We start from the raw sequence: 15,871 nt of genomic DNA, 5'->3' as shown, positions 1-15,871 counted from the left end.
GCGGTGTATACATGTCTTTTAAATCAGACTTGAGCTTATTATCCGCAATACCAAGCAATTGGTTTATGAACTCCATCGCATTCTGGACTTTTCTGCTGCTGGGCTGCATGTGCATCGGCGGCTATTTCATGTTCCGCAAGTTTTTGAAGGTGCTGCCCAAAGCCGACGGCAAGTCCAAGCTGGACTGGCAGAATTACTGGGTCGAGCGCAGCCGTCCGCTATGGAGCGACGAGACGAAGGCTTTCCTGGATCAGCTTGTGCAGCCGGTGCCCGGACCTTTCCGCGATATTGCCAAACATTCCATTGCTGCAGAGATCGGTAAAATCGCGGTAGAGAGCAATGCTCCGGCAGTCACCCGCGAGCACTGCATCAAAGGCTACATTGTCGCCACCCCGCGGCGTGATAACCGGTTTCTTATCACCTTCCTTGAAAAGAACGGCATCGACTACTCCCCTTACCGGCATTTAATCAAGTAACAATCCGCTTATCTCCTGCTGTAGATATACCACTAACGTCTCTTCAGGACGTCCTGAAACGGAGATTGCCCTATGAAATACGTAATTTGCGGCGGCAGCGGCTTTATCGGAAAAGAGCTTACAGAATACTGGCTGCAGGCCGGACATCAAATCATCATCGTCGGACGCAAGCTGCCCAAAACCCAAATGATACATCCGGGACTCAGTTACCTTACCTGGGACAGCCTTTCAGAGAATCCGGATTCTGCTGAAGGTGCAGATGCACTGGTCAATCTGGCCGGAGCTTCGCTCAGCCAGCGCTGGAGTCCAAGGGGAAAGAAAGTTATTATGGAATCCCGTCTTGAAACCGTTGCCGCAGCCGCCAAGCTGCTGAATACGCTGCAGCATAAGCCCCCGGTAGTGATCCAGTCCTCCGCTGTTGCCATTTACGGAACATCGCTGGCCGATACTTTTGACGAAGCCTCACCCGCACATGTAATGGACTTTCCGTCTGAGGTTGTCAAGACCTGGGAAGCAGCCGCGGATGAAGCTTATACAAGGGTTAGGCTGGTGAAACTGCGGACCGGAGTTGTGCTCGGCAACGAGAGCGGAGCATTTCCCAAAATGAAGCTGCCCTATGCTCTGGGCTTTGGCGGCAGAATGGGCAGCGGCAAGCAGTGGCTGTCCTGGATTCACCTTGCCGATATGTCCCGGCTAATCGATTTCTGCATCCAGACTCCCGGAATAGAAGGCCCTGTCAACGCGACTGCCCCGAATCCCGTTACAAATGAGGCTTTCGGCAAAATGATCGGCAAAGTATATCATCGTCCGCATTGGTTCCCGCTTCCGGCGTTTTTATTAAAAGCAGCTGTAGGTGAACTGTCGGAAATTTTGCTGGAAGGCCAGCGCGTGCTCCCTACCAAAGCCATTCAGCATGGTTTCACGTTTACTTATCCGACCTTGCAGCCGGCTCTGGAACAGCTGAAATCAGAATAGAGTATAGATCTGCTATCGGCCCGCTTCTCCTAGGTTAGAGCGAATGAAACGTATAAGACCCTTTTACAATGGTAAAAACAGATCCTTCGTTCAGCGGGTACTCCTTATAAGGAATCATGGCTTCTCCCTGATAAAGGGTGCCGTTCCTGGAGTCCAGATCCTTCAGGATGTACCCCTCAGGACTCTTGGAGATTTCGGCATGCACTCTCGATGCGCCTTCTGATTTCTCTACATACTGGGCTACCTCCGGCGAGCGGCCGATAATGAAGCTGGCTCGGTTCAGTTCAATGATTTCTGCTGGTCCGCTTTCATCCTCACCGCATCTTTCCAGATAAGGAGAGGCAGATATCGGCTTTACCTCCGGCCTTATCTCTGAAAGATTCTCCCGGGAGAGCAGTGCCGTCGCGGCTACAGCCACCGGCGGCTTAATCCTGCTGCGCCCCTCCATCTCCACTTCAGTTCTTTGTATGCCCGCAGGAACACCAGCATTTGCAGCTGTAGACAGCTGCGGACTAGCTCTGACAGGAGCTTCAGTACGGACTGGAGTTACCGGATTTCTGCCAAAATCCCATTCCAGTTCCCGCTTGGACCTCCAGCTTTTGTCCGCAGCATCCACTTCGCCTTCTTCCTCCTCCTCTGGTTTGCTCCCTCCGAGCACAAGCCTTTCACTCCAGACCAACCAGCAAAATCCACCCAATACTAACGTTGCTATTGCGCAAACTGCCAGCCACAACGGCTTGGGACTATTTAAATAGAGGAACTTCCATAACAACGCGCCGGCCAAAACACCACCGAGTACAACATAGGTTCTGTTAGCAGAGGACTGGGAAGAAAGACGATGCTCACTGCCCGCTTTATCCGGCTTTGTCTCCTCCTCCTCGTCCTTCCGCTTAAGTTTTGGCAAGTCATTGTTCCATGGAGGCTCATACTGCTGGGCATTGTCTGCAGTGTTTGCATTCTCGGTTCCCCCATATATCGAACGCCTTGGCAGAGCTGTCGGTCTACCTGCTTCACGTGCACTTGCCTTCTCCTGAATATGTCTCTCTGCACCCGGCGGCACTGCTGCCTGAGATATTTGGATTTCTCCCGGCAGCTCTGTATTATTCACAGGTCTAATCACCGTCAGCAGCTCCGAGAGCAAATCCCTTAAGCCTGCAGGAGTAAAATCCTCTCCTCCACAATATTGCAGCAGTCTCTGCACACCGCTTCCGGCAAGCTCTGTTACCGAAGCCATCATCACCATAATCAAAGACCTCAAACATTCTCCCGGCTTCGTGGTTGCTGCAGGCTGCTGCAAAGGAATGCAGGTCAAGTAGACTCTTCCTCCGTTCAGCGGACCTTCTACAAAAATGTAATCCTCATGCAGCGCATATTGCTCCGCCCGCAGCATGTACAGCCGGCCTTCCTCCATTCCCTGGGCAATTTGCAGCAGCAGCCCGAAAAAATCGTTCATGCTGAGCCTGTCGCTTTTCAGCAAATGGCTGAGCATTTTGCGGCGGGACAGGGAATATTCCAAGGTCACCTGCAAATCAATTTCTCTGAGCAGCAGCCGCAGGTGATACGGAATGCCGCTGTTCATCAGCATCCGGGCCTGAACCATATTAAGCTCGCCCGCAGACAATCCATCCGGCTTGCCGAGCAGCATAGAGATACCGTCCTGCTGCACAAAATCGCGGCTCAATCCGAACATCAAGCTTCACCTCCAATCTATAAGTAGAGATATGTACAAATGAACCCTGGAACTACAGCCAGCATAAAGGGAAACCTGAGCATTTCCTTGCCGTTCCCAGCCTTTAATATTTTTGGATTACGCAGCAGCAGAAATCCGGCAGTCCTGCTGACAATACCGCGAATCCTCCTTCCTGCCTCCCGTCTGCACAAGACAATCATCCAGCCGATTACAGCACCGAATAAGATAGAATACATCATGACCTGCAGCGTGAACAGCACGCCCGTCCATGCACCTATTCCTGCAAAAAGCTTAACGTCTCCAGCTCCGACAGCGCCCATAACATACAGGATCAGCAGCAATGTAAAGCCAACTCCAGCACCGCAGGCAGCAAACAGCAATCCGTGCCAGCCGTTCATTATGCCTTGCACAAGCAGGCCTGTCGTCAGTGCAGAGACTGAAATCCAGTTTGGTATTCTCATCCACCGGATATCAGTTATTAACGCCGCCGTTAGAAACGGCAGGCAACCCCAAAATGCCCATTCCGTCATACATAACATCCTTCTTCCGCCATGTTCATTTCACAACCGTAAATGCCGCCTCTAGGAATGTACCGTCATCCAAACGGACTACAAAAGGCCAGGAACCCGGTGTTGTATTCACGCCGATTTTCCATTCCCATTCGATATAACCGCCTTCATCAGCTTGCTTCCAGCCCAGATATTTGGCCGTGCTCTGGCCGCTTTTATAAAATATCGACAAGTTCGCCGAAGCATTTGGCGGAACTTTAACCCGGATCTTGCCCTGGTGATTTGCCACCCCCGGATTCGGCTTCGCCAGGACTACAATGGAATGCTGCTCTTCTCCGGCACCGCTGTCTCCATCTGCCCCTGTTTCTCCGGTATCGCCAATCCACAGCCGCTCCACCGCACTTGCCTCCAGTACAATGCTCCGGTTCAGAAAGGGGACCTTCATCGGCAGCTCGTAGCTGACAACGAGACCAAAATAAGGACGTGCACCTTTCTTCAGCTCCGGAATAATGGCATTGGAGACATGAACCCGTTCATAATCCAGCCAGTCAGATGAGAGATAAGGCTTCATTATTGGCTTCAGCGCAAGATCCAGCACCGACTGCGACGCCTCCGCCTGAAGCTCCTGAAGCGGGCCTTCACCCCGCTGTATCGCAGCGTTGACCCACTCGTTCAAGGGCTCAGGAAGGTCTGCGGCGAAGCTTCCACCCCATTGCTCAAGCGACAGGCGCGGGATACTCCAAGTCCCGGATGATAACGGGGACGTTCCTCCTTCTGTGCCAGCATTGATTTGCGGAGCTGCATCAGCTTCCCTTCCTCTGCTTCCACCAGTGCTTCCTGCTGCAGCCGGCTGACCTGCCGTTCCGCTATCTGCTCCTTGTTCTTCCCCCCACTTCTGCGCAGCTAGTGCCGCCGGATACATGTGGGCCGATATCACCTTGACCGTATCAGAAGCTGTGCTCTGCAAGGCTGTAGAGTACAAGGTCATCTGCACGATAAAAATCAGGAACAGGACAAACAGCAAAAACATGGGGAGAACCATAGCCGCTTCAACAACCATGCTGCCTTCATCCCGCTGTCTGGTTTGGCTCCGCCATTGCTCCATTCTGCAACCTCCCGCTAATATGAAAAATCAGCCTTTACCCCTCTGTAATACAATCTGCCCTGAACATCCCCGGGAAGACCGGCGCTGTAGTCCACCAGCTTCACTACGCCCGGCAAAAACCAAAGCGGCATCGCCATCTTAATCTCCGCCGAGGCATAGGTGAATTTCTCGGCCGGATTAATTCCGGTGTTCAGCCGGATCAAAGCGAGCATGCGGGAGAGCTGCACATCGCCCCCTCCATGCAGGAGCATGAACAACCGCAAATAATCACGGTAGGACAGCTTTGCAGGCATGTATTTGGACAGCGGGATTTCCCCTGCCCTGCATAGCAGCAGCATATCCTGAACAGCCTGCTCGATTCCGTACAGCAGCGCTGCAGCTAGAATCGCCAGCGGATTGCCGAGACGGGAACTTTCTATAAAGCCCTCCATAGTGCGGATGGCTAGCCGCAGCGCAAAGATCTCACCGTACGCTGCCGCCACATTACCCGCAGGGTTATGGAAGCCGTAGAGAATATATTCAAGCTCCTGGGCATGGGGATCAAGCTGGTCCGCAAGCGGCAGTGCAGCGTCACCTGCGGAGCCGGAAGCTACCGGAGTCAACTTTGAAAGATCGAAATGCGGAAAATACATTGCAGAATATTCTGTTCGGAATAGCCGGTCTCTGGCACCCTCCATAATGCTGCCCATCGCGGCATAAATATCATCTGTCTTTGCCATTGAAGAACTTCCGGCTGCATAAGGATCCGATGTGTTCTGCGCATTCGAGGCTTCCTGGTCCGATCCACTGTTCAGCTGAATGTTGTCCTGATAATATTGGCTCAGCGTCTGATAACGTTCCCGTGCTGCTCCGGCGCTGTCGCCAAGCTGACGAATCTGATCCAACAGCTTCATAGCATCGTTCAGCTTGGCTTTTGCCTGCCGTTCGATTTGCTTGCGCTCTCTGTCCGAAGTTCGGTGGGCTTCAATCTTCCCGGCTTCAGCAGCAATGATATCTCCATGTTCACCATAGTTCTGGAGGTAACTGCTGACGGCCTGTAAAGCGTTCAAAACTGCCATATTCATACTGCCAAAATCCGCATCCAGCCCCGTGGCTCCACTCAATGCGCCAGGCAATCCGGAAGCTGCCTGCTCCGCTGTCTGAGAGGCAGTTTCCTGAATATTTAAGTCATGCTCCATGGCGCTGATCTCTGCCGGTGCGAGAATAAGCGAATCCTCCTGCTCCCGCATTTTTTTTAGCGGCTCTGCACTCAGTTCACCGGCACTTCCCGGTATGTCCCAATTCCGCGCACTATCTTCGGCACTCCCCGCCCCGTTAGTTCTGGACTGTTCAAGTATGTACCTCATCTCTTCATTCAGCTCCCTGACTCTTTGCAGCGCATTCCCGGCATCAGCGATAAGACGGGTATGCTCCGTACGAAAAAGAGTCAGTGCTGACGGAATCCTCGGAAGAAAATCCGTAGTTTGTCTTAAATACTCGCTGATCTGACTGCTGTATCTGGAATATTCATCCTCTTCACGGTAAAAATCCGCATAGTATTTGCCGACATAATCGTCATACATCGCTGCAATGTCAGCCGCAGAAGTGATCTCCCCCAGAAAACGGTACTCAATATGGTCTCCCGGCGGATTCATAATCAGTTCTTGAAGGGATCTTACGCTTTCCGCAGCCTGCTTTCGCCGCTCCATCATAAGATCCAGTGCAGCCTCGCGTTCATCATACAAGGGTTGCAGCTTGCCGAATAATTTGGTTGAGCGTGAAGCCTCACCCATAGCCGCCGAGAGCGGCTTAAACTTGCCGGCCAGCTCCAGGGCAAAATCGATCGGTGCTTTATATTTCATCTCCTCAGCAATCTGCCTTTGAAAAACATCATAGCTTCCAAGAGGGCGACTCCAATTCAAGACCGAAGAATCCAGTCCTAAGGGCAATAAATTAAAAGCATCCCCCCGCCCGCTCTCGTATAGATTGTCGTTCAGCACCCCGGACAGCAGCTGATTGCCGTCACTGCCGCCAAAGGCGAACAGGCCATAGCTCTCGCGCAGCTGAATATCATAAGAAGACATTACCGAACGGACTGCGGCTCTCGCCAAACGTTCCTGCTGCACATTAACGGCGGCAATCCGTGCATAATCTATCAGCACAGCAGTGAACAGGAACACGAAGGCCAGTATCATAATCAGGAAAATAGAAACCGATCCCTCTGTTCCTTTCTTTCGCCACGAATTGAACGCTTTTCTTGGACTGCAGGCCGTACCTTTTCTACTCCTCATCCGCGCCCCTCCTTGGTCTCTTTGGGGTTCCGAACTCTCCTTCACAGCACTTACAAACAAACCAGATCAGCGCAGCTTCTTCAGCATCTGGGATGCGTCTTTCTTTTCCATGCTTGTTCCGGTATTGCCACTCTCCGTGCCTCCCTTGAACTTCGCACCATAATAACGCATCAGATCTACTGTTCGGATAAACTCAACAGGCTCAGAAACAACAGACTGGGCATTCACTTGAGGGTTGGCCTCGTCCGCCAGCATCTCATCCAGCACGGGCAGATTCAGCATTTGCTTCAATTCCGCACTGATCTTCCGGCCGGTTAAACTGTAGGTATAATTCATCTGGCCACTTAGATTTGCCGGAACTATGCCGGAAGATTGCTGAAGCTTAATTACAGGCAAGGTGCCAGTACCCTCGGCAGCATTCGGCAGTGTAACAGAAGCCCCGCCGTTCCCGGCGCTAAGCCCGAATAAAGAAGCTAGCATTCCATCCTCGCCGATCCGCCAATACAGCGAGTCATACTCGCCAATAACAAATGATCCTTCTGTCTCTTTATGGCTGTTGTCCCAATTGTAGGCCGCACGTTCAGTGGCAGCGGAAGCGACCTGCAGCAGCATTGACTTCTGGTAACTGTACAGGCAGAAGAATAGCAGCAGCATCGTAATACACATGATGATAGGCAGCAAAAGTGAAGCTTCGATAGTAAAGCTGCCTTCGTCATCCTCCAGTTTCATGATTCGAATACTTCCTGGCTCTTGCTTCCTGCAGTGCTGATCAAGTCTTCTACCACTTTGACAATCTCCTTACGGAACACCAAAACTACAGCGATCAGTACAGCGATAATCAGGATCATCTCCAGCGTGCCCAGCCCTTCCTCGTCCTTCCACAAGTTCTTAGCGCCTTCTGTTATGAATGTCATCATTCGTCTCATCCTCCTACATTTTCATCATCATAAATGCCGGTGTACCCACCAGAATGATTACAATTAAAAAGATAACCACCATCGGGAACACCAGCTTCGAAGAAGCCTGCTCCCCCCGCGTCCGGCTGATCGCCTTCCGCTTCTCCCAGAGCATCCGCGAAAGATCGCGCAGCGACAAGACAAAGTCGGCTCCGCCTCTGCGGTAATTCAGCAGCACCGTGGTTGTAAATAGCGATACCTCCTGTACGGCGCAGCGTTTGCTGAAATTCTCAAACGCCTGCTGAAAGGAGTAGCCGCTCTCCCACTCCCCAGTCATAATTGACAGCTCTTTATAGAGCGGATGGCTGTAATCTCCCTTCCGGCTCTCCACGCAGCGGATAATCGCCCGCTGCACATTCTCCCCGGCGCCGACCAGCAGGACAATACTGTTCAGCAGCTCGGGCAGCTCCAGCATAATATTCTGCTCCCGCAGCCTTACCTTCTTGTGCAAATCACTGACCAGTGCAACGGGTAGAATAACTGCCAGACCAGCCCCCAGGAGAATTCCCGCCTTCTCGCCGCTGAACAGGGTCAGCGCGCTTCCACCGATAAGCAGCAGCCAGCTGTAGCTGAACATCTCCCCCATAAAGAGCAGCGTCCGTTCTGAGCTGTAGCGCATGCCGTAACTGCGCTGCAAGGATCGCTGAATCCGGAACATCACCGAAGGAATATGACTGCCTATTCCCCATCGCTCAATCAGCAGCAGGAAGGGCTCGCCCAATCCGCGCAGCCGCAGCCCGTCCATAGGCAGACCGCGAAGCCCGGCATAACGGCTGCCGCATTTCAGGCGCAGGAATATCCATCCCAGCCCTAACATCAGAACGGCCGAACCGCACAGCCAAATCATTCTTTCACCTCCTTCACAGCGGGATATCCATAATCTTGGAGGTCCAGAGATAACACAGAAACAGCCCGCCCAGCGCCAGTGTGGAAATTGCAATTCCGGCACCTGTATACATTGGCTGCATATAATCTCCGGCGGTCAGGCTCATGAACAACACCATGGCAAGCGGGGAAGCCAGCAGCGCCTTCGCCTCGAATTTCTTCTGGGCGATGCTGACGGCAATGTCCTGCTGGATATCCAGCTTCTCCCCGATGATTGTGGAGGTGCGGCGCACAATCTCCACAAGGTCGCCCCCTGTCCGCTTGCAGACAGAGAATACATCAGCGAACCGTTCCACATCCTCCATGCCTGCCCGTCTGCTGAAATCCTGCAGCGCTTCTTCCACAGGTTGGCCATACTCCATCCGGGCACATATAATATTCAGCTCAAAGATCATATCGCTGCCCCCTTCCGGGTCAAGCATCCGCAGATCCTGCACGGCCTCGCGAAACGCATTCTCTACGGAACGTCCGGCGGACAGCGAAGAAGAGAGCGAAAATAAGGTCTGCTTGAATTGCAGGTTAAGCGCAGACCGGCGGCGCTGCCGCAGGTATTCACGCAACAGCCGTGGTGTATAAGCTCCCCCCGGCACAAGCAGCAAAGACAGCAACAGGTTATGGTAGAACAGGTACCCGATGCCGAACAGCAGGAGCCCGCCTGCCAGCATAGCCAGCATTCTAGACAAAGGCGTCAACACATAGACGGTATAATCCGGCAGCTGCGGATTGCCCCCGGCTTCAGCCTCCGCAGACGTCCCTCCCTTCTCTGCGGAGGACCCCCTCCGTTTGCCCGGCGAAGACGGCTTCTTCCCCAAATGAATCAGAAGACCACCTCCTTCTCAGTTCCCTTACTGTATTGCGATAACGGATAACTTTGTACCCCGGCCATCTTCAGCTTGCTGGAATGCAGCAGAGGATTCCCGCAAGGAACCAGGCCCCCCTCTACTCTGCCCTCACGTTCCCCCGTTTCTTGAAACGCATATAACGGATTCAGCGCCACCTCCCCATCCCGCAGCCCGATGACCTCAGAGATTTCCATCACCCGCCGCGAGCGGTCCCGCAGCCTGGAGAGATGGACAAAGATATCAATCGCAGAGCCGATTTGCTGGCGGACCACTGATACCGGCAAATCAGCTGCACTGAGCACCATCGTCTCCAGACGGCTGACCATATCCTGTGCGCTGTTGGAATGTCCAGTTGAGAGCGAACCAGAGTGGCCCGTGTTCATCGCCTGCAGCATATCCAGACACTCGGCCCCCCGCACCTCGCCGACCACGATACGGTTCGGGCGCATCCGCAGGGAGGAGCGGATCAGGTCGCGGATCGTGATCTCCCCGCGGCCTTCTGTGTTAGCGTTGCGGGTCTCCAGCGAGACCAGATTCGGCACGGTGACAATCTGCAGCTCGGCAGAGTCCTCAATCGTGATCACCCGCTCCTGCGGCGGAATAAATTGAGACAAAGCATTCAGAAAGGTGGTCTTGCCGGAGCCCGTGCCGCCGCTTATAAAGATGTTGTATCCGGCAGCTACCAGAATCTGCAGCAGCTCCGCCGCTTCTCCGCTCAGCGCCCCACGATGCACCAGCTCGCTCATCGACATCGGCGTTTCCGGAAATTTGCGGATCGTCATCGCCGGCCCTTTCAAGGATACTGGCGGCAGTACGATATTGACGCGGGAACCATCCTTCAGCCGCGCATCCACAATCGGGGTGGAATCGTTAACCACCCGGTTCACACCGGAAACTACGGTCTGGATAATATCCTCCAGTCTGCTCCTGGATTCGAAAGCCAGCGGCAGGCGGCGGATCTGCCCTTCCTCTTCAATAAATATCTCCTCATGACTGTTGATCATAATCTCGGTGATATTCGGGTTATCCACCAGCGGCTGCAACACATCCAGCCCCCGGAAGGAATCGAACAGCTTTTTTACCAGTTCATGCTTTTCCTGGGCAGTTAAATAACGCAGGCTGTCCATCTCCAGAATGGTTCGTTCAATATAGCTGTTAAGCTCACGGTTTCCGACAGCCGAAGTGACATCAAGCCCTGCGCGTATGTCGCTGCGCAGCTTCCTGAACATGGCTTCATTCATGTAAGCCCCCGGTGAATACCCGCGGCAGCGCCGGCTCAATGATACCGGTGCAGAGCAGCTGCACCCCAGCCGTAAACTGCGGAGAATTCAAGCAGAGCTCCACATGATGCTGAAGTGCCCAGGAAGGGATAAAAGGAAGCGCACCATCTATTCTGAGTTCTTCCCGCCCTGGCCGGCCCGCGGCTGAATCCCCGGCAAAATTCATCACAAACCTGCTCTTGCCCGGCACCTCCGGCGGCAGACCGGAATGCGGATCTCCGCAATGCTCCAGCCACCTGAGCGTCTTATACATACTTGCCTCGTCACTTTTCAGCGCCCATAGCAGAATGCCGCACCGCTGCAGTACTGCCTGGGCCCGCTCTTCCTCAATGCTGCCTGTATCTACAATCACAACATCATAGCCAGCATCGCCGGCCAGCAGCTCCAATAAATCCAGCGTATCCTGCCGGGTCATCTGCAGCATTTCCTTGAAATTACCGATCGGTCTGAAGGCGTCACAGCGGAGGCTGTCATGTCTTACGGCGTATCTCCCGAGTTCAGGCTTGCCTGCATTCCCCTTGCTTCCTTCGCTGCCGCTTGCCTTGAGCTCATACAACAGAAGTTCCAGGCCGGAAGCATTACCCGGAGGCATCCGCAGGAACAACCCGCTGCTGTCCACACTTTCCAGGTTCAGATAAAATACAGACAGCCCGATCCCGCCAAGCTGCTTGGCCAAATTGAGCGCAATCGTTGTTTTGCCGCTGCTGCCGCTGGCTGAAACTATCCCGAGCAGCAGCGTCTCCTCCTTGGCAGCCGAAGCTGTCCTCATCCGTTTCACATCACCTATACGGAGGATAGACTCCAGAAGTGAGGGCAGTGACTGATATTTCTCAATCACCATGCCCCCGGCCAGACTCCCCGTATTGCTGCCGGAATACTTCCCGGCCTCGCTTAGAACACCCCAAGGAACTGTATTTTTGCCTTCCACCAGCCAGGCCTCAACGAAAATGGGATCGCCTACAACGGCGTCCGGCAGCTCTTCTCCCTTCATGAATTCCATAAAGGTATCCAGCCGGCTGAAAGCTGTGATCCGCAGCATCTCCCCATACTCACTGTGATGCAAGTAATGCAGCAACGGCTCAATGTATTGACTCTCACGAACTGCCAGTACGATCCTCGCCGCCATGAAACCACTCTCCTTCCTGTAATGCTTACCTTTTAAAAAAAACAACAAAAAAGACAGCAAAAAAAGCACCGCCAATAACCGTGGTATACGGTCATTGAACGGTGCTTCCGTTACTATCCTTTAATTTACAGCTATAGTAGCATATATGCAGTAGAGCGGCAATATCTTTTTTACGAAAACCTCTTCTATACTCCAATTCCTGAGCCCGCACCATATCCTGAGTTGGATATTTACCGGATCATTCCACTGCCCTATACTATTAGCCAGTCCGCTTTCAGCACGGCCAGATTACAACTAAAGGAGATCATTCAACATGAAATTAGTGCCCAGTTTACTCGCAGCCCTCGTCTTATCCGGATCCATCAGCTTGTCAGCAGCCGCAGCAACCAAACCTATCACTGTACTCGTTGACCAGCAGAAGCTTAATTTGACCACCGCCGCCCCGATTCAGGAGGGCAATTCCGTGCTCATCCCTATGCGGCCCATTTTTGAAAAGCTCGGTATGAAGCTGGTCTGGGATGCCAAAAGTAACACGATCACAGCCACCAAGGAAGGTCTCAGCATCAAGCTGCAGATTGGAAGCAAAAAAGCAACTATAAACGGAACCGTTAAACAGCTGGCCTCCGCACCAAAAACAAAAGACAAAGTCACTTATGTTCCTCTGCGCTTTGTAAGCGAAGCCACCGGAAACAGTGTGGAGTGGAAAGCAGCTTCCAGAACTGTTGCAATTACAAGCAAGGAGAATACCGCTGATGTCAAGGGAATCTCCGCATTATTTGATAAATATGTGACGTATTCTAATACAGAGAATTATGACGGGTTCATGAACCTTATTGATCCGGAATCCCCACTGGCAGGGATCGGCCCAGAAATCAAAGAGCAGTACGAGAATTTTGATGCCAAGACTACCGTCCTCCAGATGGAAATTATAGATTCCAAAGGGAATGAAGCAACCGTACACACGATTGAAACCTCCGAGAAAGTAAACGGTCCCTTCATGCTGGATAGCCAAGCGGAGTATGTATACTCCCTCACCAGAAAAGCCGCCGGTTCTGCTTGGCAAATCAGCGGTATCCAAATCGCTGCGCTACAGTACATTCTTCCGGCAGATGTGCTGGAGGCTAAGATCACTGTACCCAAAACAGATGAAGACCAAATTAAAGCTGTGGTTCAGGCCAATGTGGATTACTCCAACAAAGAGGATCTGGATGGGGCATTATCCACCATTGACGAAACCTCCCCTGCATACGAGCAAAGTAAAGAACTTTATATGCAAATGTTTAAAGCCTATGATTTAGCCATTACGCTTGACTCTTCTAAAATTATTGATTATACCGGGGACACTGCGGCGGTATACACAGTGCAGACGTCCAAGAAAGTAAAAGGTCCGGAGTTTCAGGACAACCGGGCCGTATCGGTCAATATACTGAAAAAAACGGCAGACGGCAAATGGAAACTTACGCAAACCTATATCCTCACGACGACAGCCCTTAATCAATAAATCCTCTATTCCCAAACCGAATAGGGGGTTAAGCCAGCCCAAAAAGCAGCAAGGTGACATAGCCACCTGCTGCTTTTTTTGGGTTATACATATCGGCTTGTGCACCTTACAGAAATCTCTTGCGGATTTCCGGTGTGGGAAGCAGACATTGCTCGTCACGCCCAAACCAGCGGTACCGGTTCCTTGCCACAAGCCTGTACAGGGCATCTCTCAGAGGCCGCGGCACAAGTATGAAGATATATGCGGCAGGCCATGGAAAACGCAAGCCACGGGCGATCCGCAGCACTGCAGCCGACTCTGTATAGCAGGTCCCGTTCTCCACCAGCACGACCGTATTCAGCGGGTCTGATCCAAGCCCGCCTGCACTCAGCATTCTGCCTGCTGTCTCACTCTGCAAGGGGGCGAACAGAAATCTGGCCTTGAGATCGCGCGGAATAATAAACCGCACCAGCCCCTGACAAAGATGGCATACGCCGTCGATCAGCACAATAGACTTACCGCCCGTCTTGTTTTGCTCTTCCTCCATCTTGCCGCACCCCCTCTTCATAGTATCTCCCCGGAAATAAACAAAAACGCGGGATAGCTCCCGCGCCTCATCATCCGTCCATTTAATTATTCAGCAATAGCCTTGTCGATCCACTCGTCGCCGAGCATTTGCCCTTCGAAATCAGCAGTGAAGGATTCCATACATTTGCAGATGAAATCTTTGCGGCAAACCGGACATGGTGTCTTAAGCAGGCGGCTGATGTTCGTCATTTTCCATTCCGGAAACCGATGATAGAACGCGCGGCACTCCGTTCCGTCAGCAAGCTTGATAATGAACTCGTACAATCCTTCCTTATCATTGCTGCTGGCTTTGGTCACATTCGTAATATGCGGTCTGTAAGACATCTTCATCACCCATTATTTATATTTTTGGTACTTAGTAGCACACGTGCATAACAGATACTTAGACATATTAAAGAATTTTAGGGGTGATGTCAACCAAAGCCGCCCTTTAGACCGCTATTCCCGGCTGTTTCCTGCCTCACCGTCTCTATTTAGCCATTATTTCCAGAAATCCTTCTAAATACCGACTGCTCGTTACAACACATTCAGTTCAACTTCGATGTTCCCCCGCGTAGCTTTGGAATACGGACAGAACGCATGAGCCTTCTCTGCCAAATCCTCCGCCTGCGCACGGTCAATGCCGGGCAGCTTCACATCCATTCTTACAGCCAGTCTGAAGCCGCCGTCGCTGTCATCCTTGCCGATCGATACGTTGGCGGTGACCTCCACATCCTGCAGCTTAACGCCCTCTTTACGGGCGATATTGGCCAAGGCACTTTCATAGCAGGCACCGTAGCCTGCCGCGAACAACTGCTCAGGATTCGTGCCGGAACCCCCGGGGCCGCCAAGCTCCTTTGGCATTTTCAAATCATGTTCAAGTACACCATCCGAGGACTTCACAGAGCCCTCCCGTCCGCCGTGAACCGTTGCTGTAGCCGTATATAATGCTTTCATCTGTATCTGCTCCTTTATCAAAATGTATTTGTACCGCCGCATACCCTACATTTAAACAACAGAGATATTTTGAAACGAATATACAATGTTGTCACAATTCTGACGGGTTGCTTCTTACGATAAATAGTGTAAAATTAAATTGTGATAAATCAAAGTTCGGGAGGCGTTATTCATGAGTATTTATGATTTCGAAGCCAACACGCTGCGCGGGGAAGAAGAATCCCTGTCCAAGTACAAAGGTAAGGTGCTGCTTGTCGTGAACACAGCCAGCAAATGCGGATTCACCCCGCAATATAAGGGTCTCCAAGAAGTGTACGATAAATTCAAGGACCGTGGTTTTGAGGTGCTTGGTTTTCCGAGCAACCAGTTTGCCGGACAGGAGCCGGGTGAAAGCGAAGACATCGCCGAATTCTGCGAAATCAATTACGGAGTAACCTTTCCGATGTACGAGAAGGTTGACGTGAAGGGCGACGAAGCGCATCCGTTATTCAAATACCTGTCCAAGGAAGCGCCGGGCGTCCTGGGCTCTAAGAGCGTCAAGTGGAATTTCACCAAGTTCCTGGTCGATCAGGAAGGCCGTGTCCTGAAGCGGTTTGCACCACAAACTACTCCGGACCAGATCGAAGCCGATATTGCCAAACTGCTGGACTAATCCTCCCCTATAATATGAAAAGATACTCTTCACAAAGGCCCGCGGCTCCTGTGAAGAGTATCTTTGTGTTCGCTATACCACAATCATTATGCTAATTGTCA

At 52.2% G+C, this 15,871-nt stretch carries 17 protein-coding genes; 4 read left to right on the top strand and 13 right to left on the bottom strand.

Going from position 1 to position 15,871, the window contains the following annotated elements:
- Nucleotides 1-11: 11 nt before the first annotated feature.
- Entirely contained in the window at nucleotides 12-476 is a 465-nt protein-coding gene (locus NSS79_RS06605; RefSeq protein ID WP_038598797.1) for a DUF2621 domain-containing protein, read from the top strand.
- A 72-nt stretch (nucleotides 477-548) separates the two neighbouring features.
- On the top strand, nucleotides 549-1,451 hold the full coding sequence (locus NSS79_RS06600) for a TIGR01777 family oxidoreductase (RefSeq protein WP_342438738.1): 903 nt from the start codon (nucleotides 549-551) through the stop codon (nucleotides 1,449-1,451).
- A gap of 34 nt (nucleotides 1,452-1,485) precedes the next feature.
- Here the strand turns inward: NSS79_RS06600 and NSS79_RS06595 are convergent, their stop codons facing one another.
- From NSS79_RS06595 to NSS79_RS06550, 10 genes are all read right to left on the bottom strand, one after another.
- Nucleotides 1,486-3,141, bottom strand: a complete 1,656-nt coding sequence (locus tag NSS79_RS06595) for a DUF6382 domain-containing protein (RefSeq protein ID WP_342438737.1) — start codon at nucleotides 3,139-3,141, stop codon at nucleotides 1,486-1,488.
- Nucleotides 3,142-3,158: 17 nt separating this feature from the next.
- Nucleotides 3,159-3,671 carry an A24 family peptidase gene (locus NSS79_RS06590; protein WP_038587059.1) on the bottom strand — a complete coding sequence of 171 codons (513 nt, stop codon included), beginning with the start codon at nucleotides 3,669-3,671 and terminating at the stop codon, nucleotides 3,159-3,161.
- Between the two features lie 25 nt (nucleotides 3,672-3,696).
- A complete protein-coding gene (locus NSS79_RS06585; RefSeq protein WP_342438736.1) occupies nucleotides 3,697-4,755 on the bottom strand; it encodes a TadE/TadG family type IV pilus assembly protein in 1,059 nt (352 codons plus the stop codon).
- 14 nt (nucleotides 4,756-4,769) lie between these two features.
- Entirely contained in the window at nucleotides 4,770-7,025 is a 2,256-nt protein-coding gene (locus NSS79_RS06580) for a hypothetical protein (protein WP_342438735.1), read from the bottom strand.
- Nucleotides 7,026-7,091: 66 nt separating this feature from the next.
- A complete protein-coding gene (locus tag NSS79_RS06575) occupies nucleotides 7,092-7,754 on the bottom strand; it encodes a TadE family protein (RefSeq protein WP_342438734.1) in 663 nt (220 codons plus the stop codon).
- Complete coding sequence (locus tag NSS79_RS06570; RefSeq protein ID WP_038587051.1) at nucleotides 7,751-7,942, bottom strand: Flp1 family type IVb pilin; 192 nt, start codon at nucleotides 7,940-7,942, stop codon at nucleotides 7,751-7,753. Before NSS79_RS06570 ends, NSS79_RS06575 begins: the two co-directional genes overlap by 4 nt.
- Before the next feature lie 13 nt (nucleotides 7,943-7,955).
- Nucleotides 7,956-8,828 (bottom strand): type II secretion system F family protein, encoded by an 873-nt coding sequence (locus NSS79_RS06565; RefSeq protein WP_342438733.1) that lies wholly within the window; start codon nucleotides 8,826-8,828, stop codon nucleotides 7,956-7,958.
- Nucleotides 8,829-8,841: 13 nt separating this feature from the next.
- Nucleotides 8,842-9,582, bottom strand: a complete 741-nt coding sequence (locus tag NSS79_RS06560; protein WP_342440311.1) for a type II secretion system F family protein — start codon at nucleotides 9,580-9,582, stop codon at nucleotides 8,842-8,844.
- A gap of 101 nt (nucleotides 9,583-9,683) precedes the next feature.
- The gene (locus tag NSS79_RS06555; protein ID WP_342438732.1) at nucleotides 9,684-10,949 is read right to left on the bottom strand and encodes a CpaF family protein; all 1,266 of its coding nucleotides are present in this window, start codon (nucleotides 10,947-10,949) and stop codon (nucleotides 9,684-9,686) included.
- Complete coding sequence (locus NSS79_RS06550) at nucleotides 10,942-12,114, bottom strand: hypothetical protein (protein ID WP_342438731.1); 1,173 nt, start codon at nucleotides 12,112-12,114, stop codon at nucleotides 10,942-10,944. The genes NSS79_RS06555 and NSS79_RS06550 overlap by 8 nt, the downstream gene beginning before the upstream one ends.
- A 313-nt stretch (nucleotides 12,115-12,427) precedes the next feature.
- On the opposite strand from NSS79_RS06550, the gene NSS79_RS06545 reads away from it, so the two are divergent.
- The gene (locus NSS79_RS06545; protein ID WP_342438730.1) at nucleotides 12,428-13,615 is read left to right on the top strand and encodes a copper amine oxidase N-terminal domain-containing protein; all 1,188 of its coding nucleotides are present in this window, start codon (nucleotides 12,428-12,430) and stop codon (nucleotides 13,613-13,615) included.
- A gap of 106 nt (nucleotides 13,616-13,721) precedes the next feature.
- Here the strand turns inward: NSS79_RS06545 and NSS79_RS06540 are convergent, their stop codons facing one another.
- From NSS79_RS06540 to NSS79_RS06530, 3 genes are all read right to left on the bottom strand, one after another.
- Nucleotides 13,722-14,141, bottom strand: a complete 420-nt coding sequence (locus NSS79_RS06540) for a thiol-disulfide oxidoreductase DCC family protein (RefSeq protein ID WP_342438729.1) — start codon at nucleotides 14,139-14,141, stop codon at nucleotides 13,722-13,724.
- Nucleotides 14,142-14,227: 86 nt separating this feature from the next.
- A complete protein-coding gene (locus NSS79_RS06535) occupies nucleotides 14,228-14,506 on the bottom strand; it encodes a hypothetical protein (protein WP_038587032.1) in 279 nt (92 codons plus the stop codon).
- Between the two features lie 192 nt (nucleotides 14,507-14,698).
- Nucleotides 14,699-15,118, bottom strand: coding sequence for an organic hydroperoxide resistance protein (locus NSS79_RS06530; protein ID WP_038587029.1), 420 nt, complete (start codon nucleotides 15,116-15,118; stop codon nucleotides 14,699-14,701).
- A gap of 172 nt (nucleotides 15,119-15,290) precedes the next feature.
- On the opposite strand from NSS79_RS06530, the gene NSS79_RS06525 reads away from it, so the two are divergent.
- The gene (locus NSS79_RS06525) at nucleotides 15,291-15,770 is read left to right on the top strand and encodes a glutathione peroxidase (RefSeq protein ID WP_038587026.1); all 480 of its coding nucleotides are present in this window, start codon (nucleotides 15,291-15,293) and stop codon (nucleotides 15,768-15,770) included.
- Nucleotides 15,771-15,871 lie beyond the last annotated feature (101 nt).

Origin of the sequence: Paenibacillus sp. FSL L8-0436 (assembly GCF_038593025.1) — a bacterium.
GTDB lineage: Bacteria > Bacillota > Bacilli > Paenibacillales > Paenibacillaceae > Paenibacillus_AQ.
Note: the sequence above shows the minus strand (reverse complement) of the source record. Positions and strands in the feature narration are given on the sequence as shown.

Coding starts and splice junctions, on each gene's coding strand:
- NSS79_RS06605 (WP_038598797.1), top strand. CDS start 12: ATGTCTTTTAAATCAGACTTGAGCTTATTATCCGCAATACCAAGCAAT.
- NSS79_RS06600 (WP_342438738.1), top strand. CDS start 549: ATGAAATACGTAATTTGCGGCGGCAGCGGCTTTATCGGAAAAGAGCTT.
- NSS79_RS06595 (WP_342438737.1), bottom strand. CDS start 3,141: ATGTTCGGATTGAGCCGCGATTTTGTGCAGCAGGACGGTATCTCTATG.
- NSS79_RS06590 (WP_038587059.1), bottom strand. CDS start 3,671: ATGACGGAATGGGCATTTTGGGGTTGCCTGCCGTTTCTAACGGCGGCG.
- NSS79_RS06585 (WP_342438736.1), bottom strand. CDS start 4,755: ATGGAGCAATGGCGGAGCCAAACCAGACAGCGGGATGAAGGCAGCATG.
- NSS79_RS06580 (WP_342438735.1), bottom strand. CDS start 7,025: ATGAGGAGTAGAAAAGGTACGGCCTGCAGTCCAAGAAAAGCGTTCAAT.
- NSS79_RS06575 (WP_342438734.1), bottom strand. CDS start 7,754: ATGAAACTGGAGGATGACGAAGGCAGCTTTACTATCGAAGCTTCACTT.
- NSS79_RS06570 (WP_038587051.1), bottom strand. CDS start 7,942: ATGATGACATTCATAACAGAAGGCGCTAAGAACTTGTGGAAGGACGAG.
- NSS79_RS06565 (WP_342438733.1), bottom strand. CDS start 8,828: ATGATTTGGCTGTGCGGTTCGGCCGTTCTGATGTTAGGGCTGGGATGG.
- NSS79_RS06555 (WP_342438732.1), bottom strand. CDS start 10,949: ATGAATGAAGCCATGTTCAGGAAGCTGCGCAGCGACATACGCGCAGGG.
- NSS79_RS06550 (WP_342438731.1), bottom strand. CDS start 12,114: ATGGCGGCGAGGATCGTACTGGCAGTTCGTGAGAGTCAATACATTGAG.
- NSS79_RS06545 (WP_342438730.1), top strand. CDS start 12,428: ATGAAATTAGTGCCCAGTTTACTCGCAGCCCTCGTCTTATCCGGATCC.
- NSS79_RS06540 (WP_342438729.1), bottom strand. CDS start 14,141: ATGGAGGAAGAGCAAAACAAGACGGGCGGTAAGTCTATTGTGCTGATC.
- NSS79_RS06535 (WP_038587032.1), bottom strand. CDS start 14,506: ATGTCTTACAGACCGCATATTACGAATGTGACCAAAGCCAGCAGCAAT.
- NSS79_RS06530 (WP_038587029.1), bottom strand. CDS start 15,118: ATGAAAGCATTATATACGGCTACAGCAACGGTTCACGGCGGACGGGAG.
- NSS79_RS06525 (WP_038587026.1), top strand. CDS start 15,291: ATGAGTATTTATGATTTCGAAGCCAACACGCTGCGCGGGGAAGAAGAA.